This is a genomic window from Fibrobacter sp. UWH1 (genome assembly GCF_002210365.1).
In the GTDB taxonomy this organism is placed as follows: domain Bacteria; phylum Fibrobacterota; class Fibrobacteria; order Fibrobacterales; family Fibrobacteraceae; genus Fibrobacter.
This window is the reverse complement of record NZ_MWQG01000014.1, coordinates 47007-69319: the sequence shown is the minus strand read 5'-3', so window position 1 is coordinate 69319 and position 22313 is coordinate 47007. Positions and strand designations below refer to the sequence as shown.

Annotated in this window: 18 protein-coding genes and 1 riboswitch; of the genes, 16 read left to right on the top strand and 2 right to left on the bottom strand. The window is 48.8% G+C overall.

Annotated features, from left to right (window positions below):
• Positions 1-454: 454 nt before the first annotated feature.
• On the bottom strand, positions 455-2725 hold the full coding sequence (locus tag B7992_RS08290) for a cellulase family glycosylhydrolase (RefSeq protein WP_088666023.1): 2271 nt from the start codon (positions 2723-2725) through the stop codon (positions 455-457).
• 300 nt (positions 2726-3025) lie between these two features.
• Between B7992_RS08290 and B7992_RS08285 the strand changes: the two genes are divergently transcribed.
• The 5 genes from B7992_RS08285 to B7992_RS08260 all read left to right on the top strand — a co-directional run bounded on the left by B7992_RS08285 (position 3026) and on the right by B7992_RS08260 (position 8223).
• Positions 3026-5110: a family 43 glycosylhydrolase gene (locus tag B7992_RS08285; RefSeq protein WP_254917657.1), complete on the top strand. Its 2085-nt coding sequence runs from the start codon at positions 3026-3028 to the stop codon at positions 5108-5110.
• A gap of 77 nt (positions 5111-5187) precedes the next feature.
• Complete coding sequence (locus tag B7992_RS08280) at positions 5188-6852, top strand: family 43 glycosylhydrolase (RefSeq protein WP_088666022.1); 1665 nt, start codon at positions 5188-5190, stop codon at positions 6850-6852.
• Positions 6853-6949: 97 nt separating this feature from the next.
• The gene (locus B7992_RS08275; RefSeq protein WP_088666021.1) at positions 6950-7156 is read left to right on the top strand and encodes a NusG domain II-containing protein; all 207 of its coding nucleotides are present in this window, start codon (positions 6950-6952) and stop codon (positions 7154-7156) included.
• Entirely contained in the window at positions 7140-7433 is a 294-nt protein-coding gene (locus B7992_RS17395) for a Gx transporter family protein (RefSeq protein ID WP_088666020.1), read from the top strand. Before B7992_RS08275 ends, B7992_RS17395 begins: the two co-directional genes overlap by 17 nt.
• 196 nt (positions 7434-7629) lie before the next feature.
• Positions 7630-8223, top strand: a complete 594-nt coding sequence (locus B7992_RS08260) for a hypothetical protein (protein ID WP_088666018.1) — start codon at positions 7630-7632, stop codon at positions 8221-8223.
• 129 nt (positions 8224-8352) lie between these two features.
• Here B7992_RS08260 and B7992_RS08255 read toward each other — a convergent pair whose 3' ends face one another.
• On the bottom strand, positions 8353-9195 hold the full coding sequence (locus B7992_RS08255) for a T9SS type A sorting domain-containing protein (protein WP_088666017.1): 843 nt from the start codon (positions 9193-9195) through the stop codon (positions 8353-8355).
• Between the two features lie 11 nt (positions 9196-9206).
• On the opposite strand from B7992_RS08255, the gene B7992_RS08250 reads away from it, so the two are divergent.
• From B7992_RS08250 to B7992_RS08200, 11 genes are all read left to right on the top strand, one after another.
• Positions 9207-10052: a hypothetical protein gene (locus tag B7992_RS08250; RefSeq protein WP_088666016.1), complete on the top strand. Its 846-nt coding sequence runs from the start codon at positions 9207-9209 to the stop codon at positions 10050-10052.
• A 31-nt stretch (positions 10053-10083) separates the two neighbouring features.
• Positions 10084-10215, top strand: a riboswitch (TPP riboswitch).
• A complete protein-coding gene (gene thiS / locus B7992_RS08245; RefSeq protein ID WP_176421891.1) occupies positions 10199-10408 on the top strand; it encodes a sulfur carrier protein ThiS in 210 nt (69 codons plus the stop codon). It overlaps the preceding riboswitch by 17 nt.
• 1 nt (position 10409) lies before the next feature.
• Positions 10410-11105 (top strand): thiamine biosynthesis protein ThiF, encoded by a 696-nt coding sequence (gene thiF, locus B7992_RS08240; RefSeq protein WP_088666014.1) that lies wholly within the window; start codon positions 10410-10412, stop codon positions 11103-11105.
• 119 nt (positions 11106-11224) lie between these two features.
• A complete protein-coding gene (locus B7992_RS08235; RefSeq protein ID WP_088666013.1) occupies positions 11225-11995 on the top strand; it encodes a thiazole synthase in 771 nt (256 codons plus the stop codon).
• A 10-nt stretch (positions 11996-12005) separates the two neighbouring features.
• The gene (locus tag B7992_RS08230; RefSeq protein WP_073159281.1) at positions 12006-12884 is read left to right on the top strand and encodes a hypothetical protein; all 879 of its coding nucleotides are present in this window, start codon (positions 12006-12008) and stop codon (positions 12882-12884) included.
• A 14-nt stretch (positions 12885-12898) separates the two neighbouring features.
• Positions 12899-14215, top strand: a complete 1317-nt coding sequence (thiH, locus tag B7992_RS08225) for a 2-iminoacetate synthase ThiH (protein WP_073159279.1) — start codon at positions 12899-12901, stop codon at positions 14213-14215.
• 50 nt (positions 14216-14265) lie between these two features.
• Entirely contained in the window at positions 14266-15828 is a 1563-nt protein-coding gene (locus B7992_RS08220; protein ID WP_073159277.1) for a diguanylate cyclase, read from the top strand.
• Positions 15818-16441, top strand: a complete 624-nt coding sequence (gene thiE, locus B7992_RS08215; protein ID WP_088666012.1) for a thiamine phosphate synthase — start codon at positions 15818-15820, stop codon at positions 16439-16441. The genes B7992_RS08220 and thiE overlap by 11 nt, the downstream gene beginning before the upstream one ends.
• A gap of 92 nt (positions 16442-16533) precedes the next feature.
• Positions 16534-17139: a thiamine phosphate synthase gene (locus B7992_RS08210; protein WP_073159273.1), complete on the top strand. Its 606-nt coding sequence runs from the start codon at positions 16534-16536 to the stop codon at positions 17137-17139.
• Positions 17140-17269: 130 nt separating this feature from the next.
• Positions 17270-18340: an HD domain-containing phosphohydrolase gene (locus B7992_RS08205; protein WP_088666011.1), complete on the top strand. Its 1071-nt coding sequence runs from the start codon at positions 17270-17272 to the stop codon at positions 18338-18340.
• A 10-nt stretch (positions 18341-18350) separates the two neighbouring features.
• The gene (locus tag B7992_RS08200) at positions 18351-22313 is read left to right on the top strand and encodes a response regulator (protein ID WP_088666010.1); all 3963 of its coding nucleotides are present in this window, start codon (positions 18351-18353) and stop codon (positions 22311-22313) included.

The window sequence follows — 22313 nt, the reverse complement described above, 5'->3', positions numbered from 1 at the left end:
AAAAGAGCGTTTTTATGACCGATAAGTATCTTATCCCAAATTTTAAACTTTCTGAATTTACCAAGTCTTCCGTAACTGATTATCAACTTAGCTTGCTGCAGTTGCTGGCGAAAAATTTGCAGAAGGTTCGCGATTTGCTTCAGCCCTATGCTGTTTCTGGGAAAAGGTGTCAATTTCGATTACCAGTGGAGTTCGGACTGCCGAGGATTATAATCGTCTTGTGAAGAATGGTTATAATCCTTCTAAAACCTCGGATCATTTTTGTGGTTTGCAGATGGCGGGGGAGCCTACGTTGGGGGCGGCTGATATTTCGGTGAATAACTGCAAATTGAATCATCGGCAGATTGCTGAGATGATTATTGGATGCCAGATGTGTATTCGGCAGGAAGAGCGAAAAAGGCTCGGTCGTATGACCGGGCCTCTTGTCTAATGTTCTTTTTTTTGTTTGCTTTTTTTACTTTACGTTCACCTTGATTGTGGACGCCCCGCTCTTGCCGCTGATGCGGACTAGGTAGGTACCGCTAAGCATATTGTTCAGCTGGAGGCTGATGCTGCCAGTGGCGCGGGTTTTCATAACCGTGTTGCCCATGATGTCAAACATTTCAACCTTGAAGGCGCTGCCGTTGGGGCTGTAGATGCTGAGGGTGTTGTCCTGGCGGTTGATGGTGTAGCCTGCACGGGCTGCTTGGGCCTTAGCGATGGTTGTTGTTTCGCAGTCGGAGCATTCGTCCGTTGAGGAGCTGCTTTCAGTCTGCTGGCTTGCAGAGCTTGCGCTGGTGGGCGGGAGCGGAACGTCGTCAGAGCTGGAGTTGATGTCTCCGGAGGATGCGCTGGTGGGCGGGAGCGGAACGTCGTCAGAGCTTGAACTGATGTCTCCGGAGCTTGCGCTGGTGGGTGGAAGCAAAATTTCGCCAGAACTGGAACTGATGTCATCGGTAGATGCGCTGGAGGCGGGTCTTTCGATTTTTGTGCCGTTGCAACGGATGTTGTCTACGAATAGGTAGTTGTAGGTTTTGTCCTTGACTTCCCAGGAGAATCGTCCGATGTTGGTTTTGTCCAGCTCGGCCTCTTTGCCCCAGCCTACATCCTGGTAAAGGTCGCCCCAGTCGATGACGGCTGTTGTCCAGGTGCCGCTGGCGTTAACTTTTGTATGGTGATTATTGTATTCTGTGAGTTTTCCGTCAAAGTCTCCGGCCATGACGGCCTTGAAATTGTGGGCGGCTCCCTTGTATTCGTACTTGATGGCGGTGCAACTGCTTAGGTCGTAGCCGCCGTCCTTATTCAGGTTTAGTGCCAAGGTAACGTAGGGATCGTACATATAGTCGCCCTTTACCAGCTTGATATCCTGGAGTCCTGCTACATAATTGGATTCGTTTAGGTTAGGGAACGTGATGTCGTAGGCGATCTGTCCCTTGACCGTTTTGGAGGGGTTTCCTATGGTGGAGTTGGGACTGTTTCCGTCGTCGTCCTTAGAGGTGTTGTCGGTGTAGGCGATCCATTCGCCGGGGGTGTAGGGGAAGTTGTCGCCATCTTCCAGATCGTCAATGATGTCGCTGCCGTCTTCGGCGTCCTGGGGAATGGTGGGGGTGTCAGGAATGTATTCGGGGACTTCGTATCCGCTCTCACATTCGCTGTAGGAGGTGGGGTTGCTGGAGAGGTAGCCCTTTACCATGGAACCGGAGGTTGTGTAGTAGGTTTCGTTCATCAGGGAGCCTTTGCCCTGATCGTCTTGAGTGAATGCGGCGCAGGCTTCGTTGACCTGGGAGGCGGACCAGTTGGCGGCGGACAACTCGTATGTGTTCATCCAATTTTGCCATTTGGTATTTTCTTCATTATTGATGGAGCCGTTGCCGGAGGCTTCGCATACGCCCCATTCGGTTACGAATACGGAAAGGCCTCTCTTGATGGCGTTTGCAGCGCTATTGCCTTGGTTGCTTACGGTGTGGGTGGAACCGTAATAGTGGAAGGTGTAGGCGATGTTGCTGTAGCCGGTAAGGGGGCTTTGGGCTGCGCCGCTAAGGTCTGCGGACCAGGAGGGCGTACCGACTACGATCAAGTTGTCGGAATATTCGCGGATGACGGGAATGACTTCTTCGGCGTAGGACTTGACCGTTGACCAAGTGATGAATTCATTGCTTTTTTCGCATTCATCGTCTGCGCCGGTGGCGGTATGGCAGGTCTTGGCGGGTTCGTTATAGATTTCAAAAATGACGTTGTTGTAGCCGCCGTAGGTCTGGGCCATTTTCTTGAAGAACTTTTTGGCCAGCTGGGTTTCGGTGTGGGCCGTATGGGAATGCCAGTCGATGATGACGTAGATGTCGTTCTTGATGGCAGCTTCCACTACGGTCTTGAGGAGGCTTTCCTGGGTGTAAGGGTCGGAGTCGTAGCCCTTGTTGCCCCAGTCGCTGGCGGTGCCCATGGCGAAACGGATGACTTCAATGTTCATTTCGCTGACCATGGCGTCGATAGCCTGTTCTGTATAATATTTATCGGTGGCGTCCTTGAGAAGGCTCCAGTAAAGGCTCATACCCCTGACCTTTACTGCGTTTCCGCTTTGCTTGTTGTAATCTTTGCAGGATCCATAGATTCGGCCCTGGTTACTGGCATTCTTATCTGCCTGCAGCTGACCGTATTGGGTGACGGGGCCGATGCGGTTGGGAGTGGCGGCCATTGTGGTGGTGGCTAGACTCAATGCCAGGGCTATTCCAAAACGGAAGATGTTCATGGACTTTCTCCTTACCTTTTGTAAACAAAACTTTTCTTTTTAAAATAATTTCTGTATAGATTGTGTAACATGAGGAAACGTCCAATGTGGAATGATTAAAAGTGTGGACATTAAATGTTGAAGTGTAGACGTCTAATTTTGATGTTTGATTTCTGTTTGGGTAGTTTTGAAGTGTATTTTTAGCTTACTTTAGGGCCTGTTCTTAATAAAAATGTTGACTTTTAATTGATGGAATTTTATATTCCCTATAAAATTGGGATTTGGTTTATAACTGAAAATATTATTGTCTGGAGTATGGTCATGAAACGTTTTACCGGTTCTGTGGTGGGAATGCTGGTGTTAAACGCTGCATTTAGTTCTGCTTTGGCTGCCGATTGGTATGCCAAGGATAACTTGCAGCCTGGGCATGACCCAAGCATGATTCGCCTGGATGATGGCTATGCTCTCATGAGTACCAATAACCATCTGCAGCTCTGGACTTCCGAAGACGCCTACACTTGGAAGGATAACGGTCGTACCATGCAGGCTGTGCCGTCCTGGCTTGCTCAGTACGCCCCCGGCATGGAAGACGTCTGGGCTCCGGATATTTACAAGTTTGATGACGAATACCGTGTTTATTACTGCGGTTCTGAATTTGGTAAGCGCAACTCCGCCATCGGTTATACCGCTTCCAAGTCCATGATTCCAGGTACGGCTGGCTACGGCTGGACCGACAAGGGTCATGTGTTCCACACCAAGGAAGGTACTGACAAGTATAACGCCATTGACTCCGATATTATCAAGACTAGCCAGGGTGAATACTGGATGGCCTTCGGTTCTTTTGGCTTGGGCATTCAGCTGATCAAGATCGATGGCAAGACTGGCTACCAGGCTTCCGATGACATGACTGTCTATAACATTGCCCGTCGTACAAGTACTGCCAGTGGTGGCGCTGAAGAAGGCCCGGCCCTGATTGAACATAATGGCCAGTTCTTCCTGTTTACTGCATGGGATAAGTGCTGCCAGCAGGGTAACAACATTGAGCAGACCACTTACAAAACCGCCTATGGCCGCGCAGATAAAGTGACCGGTCCTTACAAGGATAGGGCTGGTTACAACATGGCGACTGGCGGTGGCACTATCTTGCTGGAACGTTATGGTCGCTATGTGGGCCCCGGTGGTGGCGAACCGTTCCAGGATATTAACCGCGTCCGTTTTGTCCATCACTACTATGATAATGCCGGCGACAAGTACAATCACATCCATATTCGCGATGTCGTTTTCACGGATGACAACTGGGCCGAAATGGGCCAGCCTTTCTTGGGGCGTTATTTGAGTGCCGAAGTGGAACATGGTGCTTTGACTCGCGGTGTTAGCGGCGATTTGGTGATTACCTCTAGCAAGACTGCGTCTAACGGTGAATACTTGGCTTATATCAATACCGAGGGTACTGTAATTCGTTTGCCTATGAATATTCCCCAGGCGGGTGAATACTTGCTGCGCTACCGTTATGCCAATGGCGGTACGGGTGATGCTACCCACGGGGTTTCTGTCAATGGAAAAGAGCAGATTGTGAAATTGCCGCCTACGGGTTCCTGGGGGACCTTCCCCGAAAATTCTGTGGTCATGATTCCTGCTACACTTAAGCGTGGTGGTAACTTTATTGAAGTTCGCCCCGTTCCCAATGATTTCTTCTCTGAACTGGACCGCATCGATTTCTTGCGCGTGATCCGTGATACGATTCCGGGTAACGGCTTTGATAATGGTATCCGTATTCGTCTTGATGAAAATGATCAGCTAGCTATCAGGGATGGGGGCTATGCCATTTTCGAGAACGTGGTGACGGATTCCATTACAAGTACCGCGGTTCGCATGCAGGTTAAGAATGGTTCTGGCAAGCTCTCCCTGCACGCTGGAGCCAAGGACGGTAAGGTAATTTCTGAATGCGACTTGAGTAAGACCGTAAAGGCCGAAAACGGCTGGAGCGAGGTTGAGTGTTCCTCGCTGGGTGGCGAGTCCAAGTTGTCTGGGGTTCAGGATTTTTACCTTACCGCTAGCGGCCAGTCCGGAGAAGTTGTTATTGGCAATATCATCTTTAAGGCTGCAAGCGTGGAAGCTTCTTCCTCAAGTGATGAAACTGTAGAATCTAGCGACTCCGGTTGCGAATCTGACGAGGATTGCGGTACGGGTATTCGCATAAGCGAAATTGCAGGTGCTCGCTTCTCAGTTTCCCGCATGGAAGGTGTCTATAGTGTTCGCCTGAATGACTCTAACATCAATAACGTTTACCTGTTGAATTCCATGGGTCAAATTGTGGGCGTGCGCAATGTTCGTGGCTCTATGGTGGGTGCAGAAGTCCGCTTTGAAAATCTGCCCAAGGGCAATTTCATTGTTCGCGTGAAGTAATTAAGGGATATGGCGTAGTTTCAAAAAGAAGTTGGGATATGGGTATAAGGAAGCATTTGGGGGTTGCAGCTTGTGCAATGGCCGCTGTGTTTGGGTTTGGCCTTGCACAGGCTGCTAATCCTTTGACTACGGATTTTTATTCTGCAGACGCTGCGGCACTTGTCTACAACGATAGCTTGTTTATTTTTGCTGGCCACGACGAACAGGGCCCTGAAGGAGCCAACAATAAGTTCTTCTTGATGAACGATTGGCATGTGATGGTCACCGATGATATGGAAAATTATCACGATTACGGTGCCGTTCTCAGTTACAAGACTTTCAAGTGGGCTGATGCCAGTGCCTTCGCAGGCCATTGCGAATATCGTAACGGAAAGTTCTACTGGTATGTGGCGGTTCATCATGCATCCATTAAACAGGATGAAGGATTTGCCATTGGTGTGGCCGTAGCAGATCATCCGTCTGGCCCGTGGAAAGACGCCATCGGTTCTGCCCTCATTACGGACCTTACTGAAAACGATGTTAAGTTGAATATCGACCCCGCCATCTTCTACGATGGGGACGACATCTGGCTTTATTGGGGCTCCTGGAGTGCTGGCCGTCGTGTAAAATTGAAAGAGAACATGATCGAGCTGGCAAGCAAGCCCGAAGATATTGGCATCAAGGATTTCTTTGAAGCTCCCTGGATGCACAAGTTTCGCGGAAACTACTATTTCAGTTACGCTTCCGGTTATCCGTCTACCACAAACTATTCCATGGCTCCGACCATTAACGGCCCCTGGACTCAGAAGGGCGTGATTAACGCCAAGGAAGATAATTCCGAAACTAACCACCAGGCCATTTTCAAATATATGGGCCATTGGTACTTTATGCATCACGGCGCCAATTCTCCAGGCGGCTGGACTTATCGACGTTCCGTGAACATTGATTATCTGTATTACGATCGTGATGGAAACGTTCAGAAGATTGTACGTACCGCTGGTGTAGACAAAGTAAATAATGCTCTTGTAAAGGATGGCGGTTATCGTCTTACGGTAAGCCATAGCAACTTGGCTTTACAGGATGATGGGGATATGGTTGTTCAGCAGACTGCTGATGAAACTGCAGATAATCAACTTTGGGTAATCGCTCAGGGGAAAACCAAGCGTCACTACACTTTGCTGAATTATGGTACCAAGAAGTATTATTGCCCGTCTGCAACCTTGCTGGATACGGTTCGCACCAGCGCTACGCCCTGCGAAATCCGCATTGAGAATGCTTCTGAAAAGAAGGGCTACTTCCTGTTTGCCGATTACGATGATGATTATCTTGGCGACATCCTGAATATTTCCAAGGATCCTGGCATGCCCTTGATCACCTGGGTTCGCACTGGAACTGATAATCAGAAGATTCAGTTTAATGCTGCTGAATTGCCTAAGGATCCTGAAAGTTCTTCTTCTGACGTAGTTCCGAACTCCTCTTCCAGCGTCATTCTGAGCGGTAGCGAAGAATCCAGTAACTGTGAAAATTCCAGTGACGAAAACTGCAAAACGGGATTGCGTTTGAAGGTCGAGAAACCTTCTATGAACTACGACATGTCTGCCGGGATTGTCCGCTTGGAAAAAGATTCTCATTGGACCATCTTTACCTTGAATGGCAATGTCGTCCAGTGCGGATTCGGTTCTCGGATTGCGTTGAAGAGCATGCCGAAGGGAACATATCTTGTGCGAGTTGGACGCGAAACTTTGAAGATTGTAACTCCCTAACTTATGATTCTTTAGCGAATGGGCCTGCTGAAAAATGCAGGCTCTTTTTTATTGTTTTGAAAAAGTTGTTCTAGGCTAACTTTTGCTATGTTTGGTTATGATGAAAGTCATATCCTACAAGATCCCGGGACCTTTAGGTGAAACCACCGTACAGGTCAAGAATGGTCGCGCCCGCATTGTAGAATCTCCTTGTCCGAACAAAATCTGTATTCGTCAAGGTTTTGCAAAGCCTCTTGTGTGCCTTCCCAATAAAATCATCGTAGACGTTGAAGATTCGGAGGGCTTTGATGCGGTTGCGCGATAGAAACTATATCGCCTATCTTGGGGCGTTGACTCTTCTTTTTTCGTATGCAGAAATGTTCCTGCCTCGAACGGTCCCTTTCTTTAGGCTGGGCCTTGGAAATACGGTGGCCTTGCTGGCGTTCGGTCTTGATTTCCCGGCGTTTGTTGTCTTGCTTTTGATCAAGGCGATTGCATCGTCCTTAATGGCTGGCACCTTGTTCTCTCCCTCTTTGCAAGTATCCTTACGGCGTTCTTGGCTTTGCATTTGCATATTCCGGAAGAAGCTCCTGTTATTTTGAACTCAAAAAATGAACTGAAAACTTATTCGCCCTATCGGATATGGGGAAAAAATGGAAAAATTGGATGTCCTGCTGAAAATTATGTATGTCCGTCTGATATTTAAGTAGCTTGAAAAATCCTGCGATTACTAATTTCGCAGGGTTTTTATATTTTTTAAGTTGTTTGGAAATTTCTAGGGAGACTTGGGGGAGATTCATGACCAACGGTATGATTTATAAAATAGCTCTATGGGTTGCGCTGTCTGTGTCGCTGTGTTTTGCGGTAGAATCGCCTGATTCCGATGAATTTGATCCGGTTTTTGCCAACTTCTGCTTTTACAAGGACACGAGTGTCTTTGTAGGGAGCGATAGCGGATTTGTGTTGACGTATTATGAGATGCTGGATGACATCTCCTTTACGATAGAAGGCCGAAGTGTAAAGACTTTTGCTTCTTTTGAAGCGGATTTGATTGGTCTTGATATGAGTAAAATACAGATAAATCCTTTTGCTGGTACATCGGGTTCTCGTTGCTTAAGAAATGATGCTTGTTCTTTTTCATTATCGGTTGCTCCGTATGATTTGATTGATTTTTATTTTAAGGGGAGCGATTCTCTTTATGTGCGCGCTCTTTTCGGTGTAACTCAGAGAATGAAATGGACATATGAATTGGATATTGGAAGGCAAAAACAGATTTTTTCTGGTGAAAACGATATCAACATATCCGGTCTTTGCGACAGGGAACAGCTGGAGATGATCAAGAATCGAAGGAAATCTGCTTCCACGAAAGAACTTATGAAAGTGAAAGAGTGAAAATGTGAATTCGCCTTTTGCTTCATTGATTGTTCTTGCTGCCTGCCTATGTTATGGAGAGGCGGCGCAACATAAAAGGGGCTCGGTCGTTAACGACCGGGCCTCTTTTAATATTTCTGTCGGAGCTTCTTATTTCACGATCACCTTGGTGGTCATGATGCCGCTCTTTCCGCTGATGCGGACCAGATAGGTGCCGTCAAGCATGTAGTCATTGGCCTTGGTGATGTTGTAGCTGGCAGCAAGCTTGCCAGTGATATTGCCGATGAAAGTAGTGCTTTCGGAACTTGTGGCGACGATGGCGCTGCTAAAGGGCGTCGGTATTGTGCTGTTGCTGGAAGTAGGCCCGAAGGTACTGCTGCTGGCGGGCTTGACGATGCTGCTGGAACTCTTAGGCTGAACGCTGTTGCTTGAATTAGCGACCTGTCCCTTGTTGATGGTGGTTCCGACGCAACGAACGTTGTCTACGTACAGATAATTGTAAGTGTCGTCACGAACGTCCCAGACGAAACGACCTACCCTGGCTTTGTTCAAAGTGGCCTTTGTGCCCCAGCCACTTTCCTGGGTCAAGCTAGTCCAAGAGATTGTTGCTGTCGTCCAAGAAGAACTTGCAACCTTTGTAATCTGATGGTAGTTGTATTCGGTTACAAGGCCATTGTTGTCATTGCTCATGACAACTTTAAAGAGGTGTCCAGTTCCCTTGTAGTCGTACTTAATGGAAGTGCAGCTGCTCAAATCGTAAGCTCCGTTGCTATCGAGTTCAAGGACCAGGTCTACATAAGGGTCGTGTTCGTATTCGCCTGCGTCCAGGACGATTCCCTTGAGACCTGCGGCGTACTTGCTGGAACTGATGCTGGGGAAAACCACTTGGTAAATGGTGTTGCCGAAACCATCGTCACCTACAACGGGGTTGCCGATAGAAGACCGCGGAGAGTTGCCCCAATCATCCACACTTCCGTTGTCGTCGTAAGCCATCCAGAAGCGAGATGCTTACCCTTGTGATCCCTGCCAATGACCAGGTCAACCTCAAGGTCTCCAAAACGGTTCTTTCTGTCAACGGCGTGGCTCAGGATGTTAAGCTTCCTGCAACTGGTGCCTGGGGAGAATTCTCGGAAAAGTCTGTAGTGTTGATTCCTGCCACACTTAAGCGTGGCGGCAACTTCATTGATGTAAGTCCTGTGCCCAATGGTTCCAACTTTGCGGAACTGGACCGCATCGACTTCCTCCGCGTTAACCGCGATGCCATTCCCGGTAATGGCTTCGATAATGGTATCCGCATCCGTTTGAACGATAGAGATGAACTCGCCATGAAGGACGGAGGCTATGCCCTCTTCGAAAATGTGGTTACTGATTCCATTGCCAGCAATTCAGTTCGCGTTCAGGTGAAGGGTTCTTCTGGTAAGTTGACTCTTCGCTCAGGCTCCAAGTCCGGTACCGTAATTTCTGAATGTGACTTGGGCAAAGGAATTGCATCTGCTGGTGGCTGGAATGAAGTGGAATGTTCCGCTCTTGGTGGCGACGAGAAGCTGGCTGGCGTGCAGGATTTCTTCCTTACTGCAAGTGAGGTTTCTGGCGAAGTGGCTGTGGGAAACATCATGTTCAAGTCGAAGGCGGTAGAATCGGAATCCAGTTCTAGTGAAAACGCGGAATCTGGCAACACCGAATGTGTTGTTGATGATGGCGAGTGTGGAGGTTCTGCTATTCATGCGAAGGTTTGGCCGGTGGAAGCTCGCTATACGGTTGCCCGCATGGGTGATACTTATAGCGTTCGCTTGAACCGCAATGGTTTCCAGAATGTCTACCTCTTGAATTCCATGGGACAGGTGAAGTAACCTGTTGCCGAGAATTTTAAGATTTCCTAATTTTAAGCTATACGGGAGCTGGTTAAACCGGCTGAGAGGAAATTTCGCCTGGTAGCCGAGTTGGCGCCGCGTAGATTTCGACCGCACCTGATTTGGATAATGCCAACGGAGGTATGATGATTAAAGTCAATGGCATTGATGTTGAAACGGACGGCAAGTCCTTTGTCGGTAAGTCTGTTGCCGAATACCTTTCCACCACAAATTTCGACTGCAAGCGCATCGCTGTTGAAAAGAATGGCGATATTGTGCCAAAGGCCAAGTATGGCGAAACTCTCCTTGCAGAAGGGGATTCTCTGGAAGTTGTCAGTTTTGTGGGAGGGGGCTAGTTTGGAACCGCGCATGCCCTCACGAGAGGAAATGCTCTCTGCCTTGGTGGAACGTCAGGGGGCGGAAAACGTCCAGAAGTTGCAGGCGGCAACGGTTGCTGTTTGCGGACTTGGCGGTCTTGGTTCCAATGTGGCTATTTCCTTGGCACGTGCCGGCGTAGGCAAACTTATCCTTATTGATTTTGATTGCGTTGACGTGACCAATTTGCACCGTCAGCAGTACAAGGCTTGTCAGGTGGGAATGCCTAAGCCTGTTGCCTTGGCAGAAAACCTTCGTGAAATTGCACCCTATATTGAACTGGAAGTTCATCAGGCCCGAGTGACGGAAGAAAACCTGATGGAACTGGTAGGGAAGGCCGACATCGTTTGCGAGGCCTTTGACAATGCGGAGTGCAAGGCCATGTTGGTGAACGGTGTTCTGGAAAGCAACGCCGAACGATCTGCAAATGCTGCGGAAGGTTCTTCGCCAACTTCGAAGAGTGCTGCGCAGTTTCTGGTGGCGGCCTCCGGAATGGCTGGCTTTGGGGATGCCAACAGCATCCAGACTCGCCGCGTATCCAAGAAGTTTTATTTGTGCGGCGATGGCGTCAGTGATGTAAATGATGGGGTAGGGCTTGTGGCTCCCCGCGTCATGGCCTGTGCTGCCCACCAGGCGCAAACCGTAGTGCGCTTGATCTGTGGAATGGAGCCAAAGTAGTCCCACTTTTTTATTTTTCAAGAAAAATGTTGAAGTGTAGCTGGTTTCGTAACCCTCGCACCTCGAAGCTGCGAAGCAGCGACCTCAAACCTCAAAGCGCCTTTGGCGCGCCCTAATATATGGAAAACGATAAACTTGTTCTTGGCGGTCATGAGTTCAACTCCCGCTTTATTCTCGGTTCTGGCAAGTACTCCTTGAAGCTGATTGAGGCTGCGGTGCAGTACGCCGGTGCAGAAATCATTACCTGCGCTGTCCGCCGTGCCAATACCAAGGAACACGAAAACATCCTGGATTACATTCCCAAGAGTGCAACCCTTCTGCCCAATACTTCCGGTGCCCGCAACGCCGACGAAGCGGTCCGTATTGCACGCCTTGCCCGCGAACTGGGCTGCGGCGATTTCGTGAAGATTGAAATCATGCGCGACTCCAAGTACCTGCTGCCGGACAACTACGAAACCATCAAGGCTACTGAAATTCTTGCCAAGGACGGCTTCGTGGTGCTGCCTTACATGCACGCCGACTTGAACGTTGCCCGCGACCTGGTGAATGCAGGTGCCGCCGCAGTGATGCCTTTGGCCGCTCCCATCGGTTCCAACCGCGGTCTTTCCGCCAAGGATTTCATCCAGATCCTCATCGACGAAATTGAACTTCCCATTATCGTAGATGCTGGTATCGGTAAGCCGTCCCAGGCTTGTGAAGCTATGGAAATGGGTGCCGCTGCTGTCATGGCAAACACCGCTCTTGCTACTGCCGGTGACTTGCCTCGCATGGCCGCCGCCTTCAAGTCCGCCATCGAAGCTGGCCGCAACGCTTACCTCTCCGGTATGGGCCGTGTGCTGGTTCGTGGTGCCGCCGCCAGCGATCCCCTTACAGGATTCCTCCGCGACTAAGGATCTTTATATGAATCGTTTTTCTACCGCTATTTTCGTTCTTACCGTCGCGGCTGCAGCCTATGCGACTACTTGTCTTGATGCATATCGCTACGCTGATATGGGTGTTCATAGTTACATTCAAGTGTACGATGCGTATGTAGATAGCTCGTATCAATATTGGGCCGATGATGACTTCGTAATGTCAAAATATGAGTACGAGAATGGTGCAATATCCAAGATTACCAGGAATGATTCTGGTAAAGAAGTTGCTCAACAAATCAATATTTTTAATGATGATTCAAAGTTAAGCGGAACTGGAGAAGAATACTACTATCAGAAAAGTATCAACGGGGATACGATTTCGGTTTTATTCAAAATATTTGAAGACGGAAAGGAAATCGTTTTTTATGAGGCAAAATATTTTTCTTCGGGAATGACTCTTTATGAAAAAGAGTATAGTGAAAAGTATTGTGAAGAAGGGTCTTGCTATTCGGAGCTTAATGTTTACACGTATATAAGCAATGATACTTTGTATGATATTGTGGTTCAATCTTATGAAGATGGCTATTTGGACACAACACAGCATGAGATTGTAATTTTAGATTCTCAAGATCCCTTAAAATGTTCTGTGTGGTCTTATGAGGATGAAGATAGGGAATTCTACGAACACACAAAAATAGAAGTCATTGATGATGAAGGTGGATTTGTTGTTGTTTCTACGCGATTACACGATGGATATTTAAGAAAAGATTTTTTGCGTTATGTAGATGGCAAAGTTCCTGAAAATTGCGAGACGACTTCTGTCAAACGTCGTTTCATTTCAAAGCCTTCATCAAATAAAATGTTTATGCGAGATCTTAAAGGTCGTAAGCAGAACAAACGCGTACCTTATCACGTTATCTTTTAAGTGGTTGATTTTTTATGTCTGAAAAAGAATATCACGACGAACGTTATTTTATTGATTCCGATACCTTGTCTCCGGAAGCTCTGGAACGTAAGCACCGTCTGGAAAATGACCCTAGCTCCCGTACCAATCACATGGAATACATGAAGGGCATGGAAGTCATTCAGTCCGACATTTATGGCAAGGTCATGGGACATGTGGATTCCGTAGACTTCAGTAAGTACACTGCTCGTGATGTGCTGGCTGCTTTGGATCATCACACTTGCACCGTAGAAGATTTCAAAGCGCTCCTTTCTCCTGCCGCCGCTCCCTTCCTGGAAAAGATGGCACAGAAGGCAAAGCTGGAAACCAGCAAGCACTTTGGCAATACGGTCTATTTCTTTACTCCGCTCTACATTGCCAACTACTGCGAAAACTACTGCGTCTATTGCGGCTTCAACTGCTACAATAAAATCAAACGCATGCAGCTCTCTATGGAGCAGATCGAGCACGAAATGAAGGTCATCGCCGACAGCGGCATGGAGGAAGTGCTGATCCTTACCGGCGAAAGCCGCGCCAAGAGCAGCGTGGAATACATTGGCGAAGCCTGCAAGATTGCCCACAAGTACTTCCGTATGGTGGGTGTCGAAGTTTACCCCATGAACACCGACGAGTACAAGTACCTCCACGAATGTGGGGTAGACTACGTGACGGTCTTCCAGGAAACCTACGACAAGGACCGCTACGAACAGCTTCACCTGCTGGGCCACAAGCGCATTTACCCGTACCGTTTCGATTCCCAGGAACGGGCCCTTATGGGAGGCATGCGCGGCTGCGGTTTCTCCGCATTGCTTGGCCTTTCCGACTTCCGTAAGGATGCCCTGGCCAGCGCCCTCCACGTGTTCTATCTGCAGAAGAAATACCCTCATGCAGAAATGAGCCTGTCCTGCCCCCGCCTTCGCCCCATCGTGAACAACGACAAGATCAATCCTCTTGACGTTCACGAAAAGGAACTTTGCCAGGTACTGTGCGCCTACCGCATCTTCATGCCCTTTGTTGGCATTACCGTCTCCAGCCGCGAATCCAAGGAATTCCGCAACGGCATCGTAAAGATTGCCGCTACCAAGGTTTCCGCAGGTGTATCCACAGGCGTTGGCGACCACGAGGAAAAGTACAAGGACAGCGACGACGAGGTTAAAACCAAAACCGCCGACGTAAACGCCGGCAAGAAAACCTCCGATGCCGAGGGCGATGAGCAGTTCGAAATCAACGACAACCGTAGTTTCAACGCCATGTACAAGGATATTAGCGGCGAAGGCCTCCAGCCCGTGCTAAATGACTATTTGTACGTGTAGTTTAAACCATCGGGATGCCGTCGACTTGATTTTTATTTAGATTATTTGCGATGGAACAGGCGCTTTACTGGATTGCTTCTTTGACTTTCGCCATAATTCTGGCGATTTTCTTGTGGCATGCCTATACCTACAAGAACGAAGCCTCGCCTGTAGATAAGGCTTATCGAATTCTTGTTTCCTGGTGCGTGTTCTTTTGCTTGCAGGATGCCCTGTGGGGAATTGCGGCCATGCCCGAAGTTGGCCATCCGTCGCTCCTTTTTGGGATCACTACCGGATTCCATATTTTTACGGTAATCACGGCGTACGTCTGGCTTCATTTTGTTCTGGTTTATCTGGGCAGCGAAATTCACCACAAAAGGCTTTACCGTGCGCTGGTTCTTTTGGCGGTTGTTTTTCAGACAGCCTTGGTAATAAGGAATATTTTCGTTCCCACCATCTTTACCATTGGTCCCAATAACGAATACCGATGCGAAGCCTTTAGGCAGGTTGCGTTCTTTAACCAGTACTTTATCTATGTGTTGATTGGCTTGATTACTGCAATTTCTGCTTTAAGTAAGAAGGGGGATACCCGTAAGCAATATGCCGCCGTCTTTGTTTTCGTGTTGGCTCCCATATTGTGCGGCATATTCCAGTTTTTCTTCCCCAACGCACCTTTCTATGCTGTTGGCTATGCGGTAGGCTGTACAATCATTCACGTATTCATTGCATCAAGGGAGCATAACGATCGCCTGGTGCTGGCGTCTACTACCGATGAACTGACCCAGGTTTACAATCGACGTTCCTACGAAGAAGACCTTAAGCGATACGAGGATCATCCCATAGAAGATGACTTGATTCTTTTTTCTGTGGACTTGAATAGCTTAAAACAGGTTAATGATACCCTAGGTCACCTTGCTGGCGACGAACTGATCCAGGGGGCCAGCCTTTGCATTACCAACGCTTTTTCCGGCAGCGGCAAGGTTTATCGCGTGGGTGGCGATGAATTTATTGTTGTTGTACATTCCGATGAATCCGGCAAGAAATATAAGGACAGGCTTGAAAATGAAGTTGACCAGTGGAAAGGCCAGAGAATAAAGGACATGTCTCTTTCTGTTGGTTATGCCGCCAAACGGGATATGCCTAACGCCAGCCTGATGGAATTGAAAAAGTCTGCTGACCAGATGATGTATCATGATAAGGAACAGTATTACAAATCCAAGGGCGTAGACCGCCGAGGACAGCGCGAAGCCTTTGATGCCGTCTGCAATTCCTACACCAAGATTTTGAAGGTCAACCTGACGGCTGATTCCTATGGAATCATCAAGATGAACCAGGATGAGAAAACAGAACAGAAGGGCTTCTCCCATAAGATTTCCGAATGGCTTCATGGCTTTGGAAAGTCTGGGCAGGTTCATGCTGAGGACTTGGATGGTTATCTGGAAAAAACTTCCCTGGAATTCTTGCGTAGTTATTTTACGAAGGGTAACACCTCTCTGAGCATTTTCTATAGGCGACTCTCTGCCGATGGTTACCGCCGTGTGATGATGGAAATGATTCCCTCCGATGATTACACCGCAGAAAATCAGACCTTGTATTTGTACGTAAAGGATATTGGCGCAGCCCATGAAACTTGATACAACCCTCTACTTTATTACCGACAGTTCTACCGTTCCCGCCGAAAAGTTCTTACCTTCTGTGGAGGCCGCCTGCAAGGGTGGCGCCACCATCATCCAGCTTCGCGAAAAGAACAAGTCTACCCGCGAATACATGGAACTTGCCGCAAGCGTTCACGAAATCACCAGCCGCTATAACGTGCCTCTGATTATTGATGACCGCGTGGATGTTGCTCTCGCCATCGGTGCCGAAGGTGTTCATGTGGGGCAGACCGACATGCCCGTTGCTGTAGCCCGCAAACTCATGGGCCCGGGTAAAATCATCGGTGCTACGACCAAGACTGTCCCCCAGGCTCTGGAAGCCTACGAACAGGGTGCGGACTATTGTGGCGTGGGCGCCATTTATCCCACAACCACAAAGGTCGTCACCATCCTCACTTCCGTGGATACTCTGAAGGAAATCGTGAAGGCGGTGCCTATTCCCGTGAATGCCATCGGTGGCTTGAATAAGGATAACATCCATGTCCTGACGGGTTCCGGAATCGCAGGCATCTGTGCCGTTTCCGCCATCCAGAAGGCCGCTGATCCCGAGGCCGCCGCCCGCGAACTGAAGGCTGCCTTCCTGGCGCTGTAACCTATTGACGCGGCAGAACTGGCCCGACGAGTCCCGCATCTAGCCCGACGCATCGGCACTTAACCCGACGTTCCTGACTCCAAACTGATATTATGTTTAGACTTTGGCTGACCACTTGCCCCGATGATTTTGCCGGTGAATATGATGACATCGAAGAGATGTTCAAGCGAGGCCTTACCCGCCTGATCCTTCAGAAACGTCGCAATACGCCGGAGTCCTATGAACGTTGGCTCCTGTCCTTGTCCATGGAATACCGCGACCGAATCTGGGTGCGTGGTACTCCCGATCTGGCGGAGCAGTTGGATGTCCGTGGTTGCGTGGCCGAGGCTCAATCCCTGATGGGGCCGGTTCCCGAATCCTGGAAACGCGTAAACTGTATCGCTTACTGCCGCGACCTGGAACAGCTGGCCCAATTGCCCGAATGGGTGTCTGGAGCTCTTGTTGGCCCGATTTTTCAACCTTTATCCGGCCTTGAGCCGGTCAAAACGGTTGGACTAGACCTCCTGCAGTCCCACCTATCTTCTAATCCTCCCAAGTGCCCGGTTATCCTTTTTGGGGGTATCGACGAGGAAAATGTCCACCTTTTCAAGGAACTTCCCAGGGAATTTGGGGTGTCTGGCGCTTCTGTAATCGGTGGAATTTGGAACTACGCCGACTCCATAAATGCCTTTATTAAGCTAAACAGACTGTGCGTTTAATCACAGACTTTGTAAAAGTGTTTACTAAATAATTACAAAATGCGTTTTTTAAGCGAATTTCGCGAAAAATGTTCCAAATTGGAATAAAATAGATTGTTCTATTTGAAATTCTAAACATATATTATGGAACATGGAACGAGCAAGAGCAAAGATTTTAGTTATTGATGATACCAAGACGAATATTGAAGTCCTGGAGGGCATTTTATCTAACGACTATGATATTTTTGTTGCCTTGAACGGAAAAAAGGCTCTTGTTCTTACAGAAAAGGTTAAACCTGACCTGATTTTGCTGGACGTAATGATGCCCGAAATGGACGGTTACGAAACATTACGCCAGATGCATGCCCTAAATTTGGTGAATAATACTCCTGTTCTGTTCTTGACTGCCAAGGCAGATGCCAAAAGTGAGCAGATGGGACTGGATTTAGGTGCCGTCGACTATATTACTAAGCCGTTCAATCCTGATTTGGTACGTCTCCGTATCAAGAATCAGTTGGAATTTAAGCAACAGCGTGACCATCTTCATGAACTGGTTGAAGAGAAAACCAAGGATCTTCGTAAGACATTGAAGGTCATGTTGACCAGTTTGGGTGCCCTGGCTGAATACCGCGACCCGGAAACCGGCGCTCATATTAAGCGAACCCAGGTGTTGGTCCAGATGCTGGCCGAGAAACTGCAGAACCACCCGAAGTTCAGTCACGCTATTACTAGCAAGGAATATATTGATTTTTACGCTACGGCTGCACCACTCCATGATATTGGCAAGGTGGGTATCCCCGACGATATATTAAGAAAGCCGGCTAAGCTTACCGATGAAGAAAGGTTGGTTATGAGTACCCATGCCCAGATGGGTTATGACGTACTTCTGAATGCGACCAGGGAACTGAGCAATCATCCTCTGGTCAAGATTTGCGCAGATATTATTTTGAACCATCATGAACGCTGGGATGGCGAAGGTTATCCCAACAAGATTAAGGGAGAAGATATTCCTGTGGGGGCCCGCCTTATGTCTGTGGCGGATGTTTATGACGCTCTTGTATCTCGCAGGCCTTATAAGGAACCATATCCCCATGAAGTTGCCGTGGCCGAAATCAAGGCCGGTAGGGGAACTCAGTTCGACCCCGATGTGGTCGACGCCTTTATGGAAATTGCAGACATTCTTCCCGGTATTTACGAACAGTTCAAGGATGGCGCTCAGTAAGGAGTAGCTATTGACTCATAGTCCTTTAAACGCCCAGCGACGTAGGCTCAGAATCCGAATTCTGACGGTTTTTGCCGTCCCCGTGATTATCGCCTCCATTCTATTGGTCTTCCTTTTCTCATTGACCGTCAAGGAAATGATGATTGATTCCGCATACGCCAATACGGAATCGGCTTTGCAGGACAAAGTTCTCTCTGAAGTGGAAGCCTTGCTGAAAAACGACGAAGATAAATTTGTCGCTGCGGCGAAGCGTGTTCAGAATGCCAAGGAATCGGGAATTCGTTCCATTCTCTACAGGGTCTTGCAGTCTAGTGAAGATCTCGTGGATGTCTACTATGGGGGCAATGAAGGCGAATTTATATCTGCTAGGGGGGTAAAGCTGGAAAGTGGCCAGGCGGAATATCGTACCAAGGCCTGGTATCTGGAGGCTTCCCGTAAGAGGGGGCTCGCTCTAACTGGCCCTACAATCCGTAAGGATTTCGGTAAGCAGGTCATGACCATTTCTTACCCGATCTGGGATAAGAATCAGAAGTTCCGCGGCGCTGTGGCTGCCGATATTGACTTGCACAAGGTTCGACTTTCTCTTGGTGCTGTAGCCAAGGAAGAAGGTGGCATTACCCTTTTGGCCGGTAATGACAACGATAACCTGTTTACCTATTTCCCGTATGAAACCAACCGCGGCAAGGTTCTGCAGGATAGTGTAGAAAACCTGCTTCTGCTTGCCTTGAGCGAGTTTAAGCCCGATACTCTGATGGAAGGGAAAGTTGTCCGTTTTGAATTGACCAACGACCATCGACAGCGTCTGGTGTTCATGGTGGCTCCCATCAAGAAGATGCCCTTCTATGTGGTTCATGTGAGTCAGCAGAACAAGATCGTTGCCGGCGTAGACGAAAATTCCTCCAAGACCTTCCTGTTGGTGGCTCTGGTGGTGCTCCTGTTGATGGGTGGTGCCGCTATCGTTTCCCATACACTGTTTACCAAGTTCATTCAGCGGGACTTGAACGAAAGTGTCAGCTCCAGTACCCTTTTCGATACGCTTCTGGGGAGTGATAATTTTAGGATTATCCTGACGAACGATACCTTTGATATCTTGCATGCCAGCGCCTTTATTGCGGACTTCCTGAATGGTGGTGAAGATTTGAAGGGACAGATCCTGTTCAAGTTCTTCCCGTCGGACCAGTTCAATAAATTTGTGCATCGTGTGGCCATGGGTGGCGAAATGCACGCCAGCGAACGCAAGATTCTTGTGCCTGTGAAGAGTTCTTCCGGGGAAGTGGCGTGGTGGGGCATTTTCTTCCAGGTCCTTGTGGAAGATAACGGCGAAATGCGCTATCTGTTCATGATCAACGATGAAACTAGCGGCATCCAGAAGGATACCATTTTGGATACCATTATGCTTTCCGCAGACCATTCTATCCTGGTGATTTTTGATAGAGCCAAGCGTGTGAAGTACATGTCTAAGCAGTTGGCAGACTTCCTGGGCAAGGAATGGCGCAAGATGATCGGCCTGTCTCTGGATGAATTGAAGGAACAGGGACTGCCTGAATCGGTGATTACATCCTTAAAGGATACCTTTAGCAGGCGTGAAATCTGGAAGGATTCCTTCGTGCTTAAATCCCAGGACGGCAAGAGTGAAACCTGGTTCCGTGGGGAAGGCTGTACATTGATGGTGCAGGGGTCCGTCGTGGGCTACATGCTTTCCATGATCGACATTTCTGAAGTGGTGGCTGCCCGTGAAATTGCGGAGCAGGCTACCCAGGCCAAGAGTGAATTCCTGGCCAACATGAGTCATGAAATCCGTACCCCCATGAATGCCATTATCGGTATGGCGCACCTGATTTCAGAAACCCAGTTGGATGAACATCAGAGAGGATTTGTAGACCGTGTAAGTACTGCGGCCAAGTCCCTCCTTGGAATCATCAATAACATCCTGGATTTCTCCAAGATCGAGGCCAAGAAGCAAGAACTGGAAATTACCCAGTTGGTGCTTCGCGATGTGGTCAGCGATGTGGCTGCCCTGGCCGAAGTCCGTATTGCCGGACGTCCCATCGAACTGATTGTGAATGTGGATCCGGAAATTCCTGAAATCTTGATGGGTGACCCGCTGCGCCTTTCCCAGATTTTTACGAACCTGATTAACAATGCTACCAAGTTTACCGAGAAGGGCGATATTTCCCTGATCGTTTCCCTGGAATCCCGCACCGAGAACAGCGTCAAACTGAATTTCTCCGTGAAGGATACGGGTATCGGCATGACTCCGGAACAGCTTGGACGTCTCTTTAACGCCTTTACTCAGGCTGATGGCTCTACGACCCGCAAGTACGGCGGTACTGGCCTTGGCCTGGTGATTTCCAAGTCCCTGGTGGAATTGATGGGCGGTCAGATGCAGGTGGAAAGCGTGGCTGGCGTTGGATCTCGATTCTTCTTCAGTATTACACTCCCTGTTGCGGCCCAGTCTGTGGATCCCAAGTGGAAGAATCAGATTCGCTTTGCCGGAAAGAATGTCTTGCTGGTGGATGATTGCGAAAACCTCCGTGACGTATTGCGCCACTATCTGACCAAGCTAAAATGCATTGTAGAAGAGGCGGAGTCCGTTGACCAGGCCCTGGATCTTATTCAGGCGCATGAAGAGGCTGGCGAAGCTCCCTACGATATGTTCATCGTGGATTATGACATGCCGATCTTGAACGGCTTCGACTTCGTTCATGGTCTCGATGAAAAGATGATCCGGATTCCCAAGGTGTTGATGCACCCCATCCATTTTGACGAAAAGGATCTGACTGCGGCCCAGAATCTGGGATTCAGCAGCTTTGTTCCCAAGCCTCTGCAGATCAGTTCCCTGCTCAGTAGCATGGAAGAAGCCATGGGCTATGAGCTAACCTACCAGAAGGCTGTCAAGAAGGAAAAGAGCAAGATCTACTTTAAGGAAGCCAAGATCCTTCTGGTTGAAGACAACCAGATGAATCAGGAATTGGCGGTATCCCTGCTGAATAGCGTGGGTCTCAGTTCCATGATTGCTAACAATGGTAATGAAGCCCTGGACATGCTCCAGAAGGATTCCTTCGACCTGGTTCTCATGGATATCCAGATGCCCATTATGGATGGTCTGACCGCTACTAAGGAAATCCGTGCCCGCGAAGACGAGTACTTCAAGAATGTGCCCATTCTGGCAATGAGTGCCCGTGCCTTCCAGAAGGATACGGAAGAATGTCTAGCTGCCGGCATGAATGCCCATATTGTCAAGCCCATTGACCCCAGCCTCCTTTACGAGGAATTGGCCAAGTTCCTGGCGGTGGCTGCGGAATCCAGCAAGGTGGTTACGGACGGAGATAGTTCGGACCTGTCCCAGGAAGACAGTGAATTCCTTGCCAAGTTCCAGAAGATTCGCGACCTGGATGCCGAAGCGGGTCTGTACCATTCCAATAGCAATAGGAACGTGTTCCTCAAGATTCTGCAGGGCTTTGTCCGCGATTACGGCGGAACATCCTTCAACTTGCGCCAGATGATCGAGTCTGTCCGTTACGATGAGGCTGCACGAATTGTGCATACCATCAAGGGCTTGTGCGGAACCATCGGTGCGAACCATTTGCAGAACCTGGGCGCAACTCTAGAAAGTCAGCTTTCCCAGGGGCAGTGTAACGCCATTGATTTCAGTAACTTTGAGAAGTTGCTTCAGGAAATTACGTCTGACTTGGATGTAGTACTGTCAGGTATTGCGTCTGAGCAGGTTGTTGTCGCCAAGAAGAAAGATCCCAACGCCAAGGAAAAGCTTCAGAAGCTGGTAACGGAACTGAAGGACGCCTTGGATATCTGCTCCGCCACCCGCTGCAAACGCAGCCTGGATGAAGTGGAGGGAATCTCCTTCGAGAACAACCAGGACGTGCTTATTGGCAAGCTGAAGGAACTGGTAGACGATTATGACTTTAGCGAAGCCGCCGAAGTTCTGGAAAGTCTGGAAAAGACGATTGCCTAA

What these genes read in the sequence shown, in the direction of transcription:
- B7992_RS08290 (WP_088666023.1), bottom strand. Translation starts at nt 2,725, where the DNA reads ATGAACATCTTCCGTTTTGGAATAGCCCTGGCATTGAGTCTAGCCACC.
- B7992_RS08285 (WP_254917657.1), top strand. Translation starts at nt 3,026, where the DNA reads ATGAAACGTTTTACCGGTTCTGTGGTGGGAATGCTGGTGTTAAACGCT.
- B7992_RS08280 (WP_088666022.1), top strand. Translation starts at nt 5,188, where the DNA reads ATGGCCGCTGTGTTTGGGTTTGGCCTTGCACAGGCTGCTAATCCTTTG.
- B7992_RS08275 (WP_088666021.1), top strand. Translation starts at nt 6,950, where the DNA reads ATGATGAAAGTCATATCCTACAAGATCCCGGGACCTTTAGGTGAAACC.
- B7992_RS17395 (WP_088666020.1), top strand. Translation starts at nt 7,140, where the DNA reads ATGCGGTTGCGCGATAGAAACTATATCGCCTATCTTGGGGCGTTGACT.
- B7992_RS08260 (WP_088666018.1), top strand. Translation starts at nt 7,630, where the DNA reads ATGACCAACGGTATGATTTATAAAATAGCTCTATGGGTTGCGCTGTCT.
- B7992_RS08255 (WP_088666017.1), bottom strand. Translation starts at nt 9,195, where the DNA reads ATGGCTTACGACGACAACGGAAGTGTGGATGATTGGGGCAACTCTCCG.
- B7992_RS08250 (WP_088666016.1), top strand. Translation starts at nt 9,207, where the DNA reads ATGCTTACCCTTGTGATCCCTGCCAATGACCAGGTCAACCTCAAGGTC.
- thiS (WP_176421891.1), top strand. Translation starts at nt 10,199, where the DNA reads ATGATTAAAGTCAATGGCATTGATGTTGAAACGGACGGCAAGTCCTTT.
- B7992_RS08235 (WP_088666013.1), top strand. Translation starts at nt 11,225, where the DNA reads ATGGAAAACGATAAACTTGTTCTTGGCGGTCATGAGTTCAACTCCCGC.
- B7992_RS08230 (WP_073159281.1), top strand. Translation starts at nt 12,006, where the DNA reads ATGAATCGTTTTTCTACCGCTATTTTCGTTCTTACCGTCGCGGCTGCA.
- thiH (WP_073159279.1), top strand. Translation starts at nt 12,899, where the DNA reads ATGTCTGAAAAAGAATATCACGACGAACGTTATTTTATTGATTCCGAT.
- B7992_RS08220 (WP_073159277.1), top strand. Translation starts at nt 14,266, where the DNA reads ATGGAACAGGCGCTTTACTGGATTGCTTCTTTGACTTTCGCCATAATT.
- thiE (WP_088666012.1), top strand. Translation starts at nt 15,818, where the DNA reads ATGAAACTTGATACAACCCTCTACTTTATTACCGACAGTTCTACCGTT.
- B7992_RS08210 (WP_073159273.1), top strand. Translation starts at nt 16,534, where the DNA reads ATGTTTAGACTTTGGCTGACCACTTGCCCCGATGATTTTGCCGGTGAA.
- B7992_RS08205 (WP_088666011.1), top strand. Translation starts at nt 17,270, where the DNA reads ATGGAACGAGCAAGAGCAAAGATTTTAGTTATTGATGATACCAAGACG.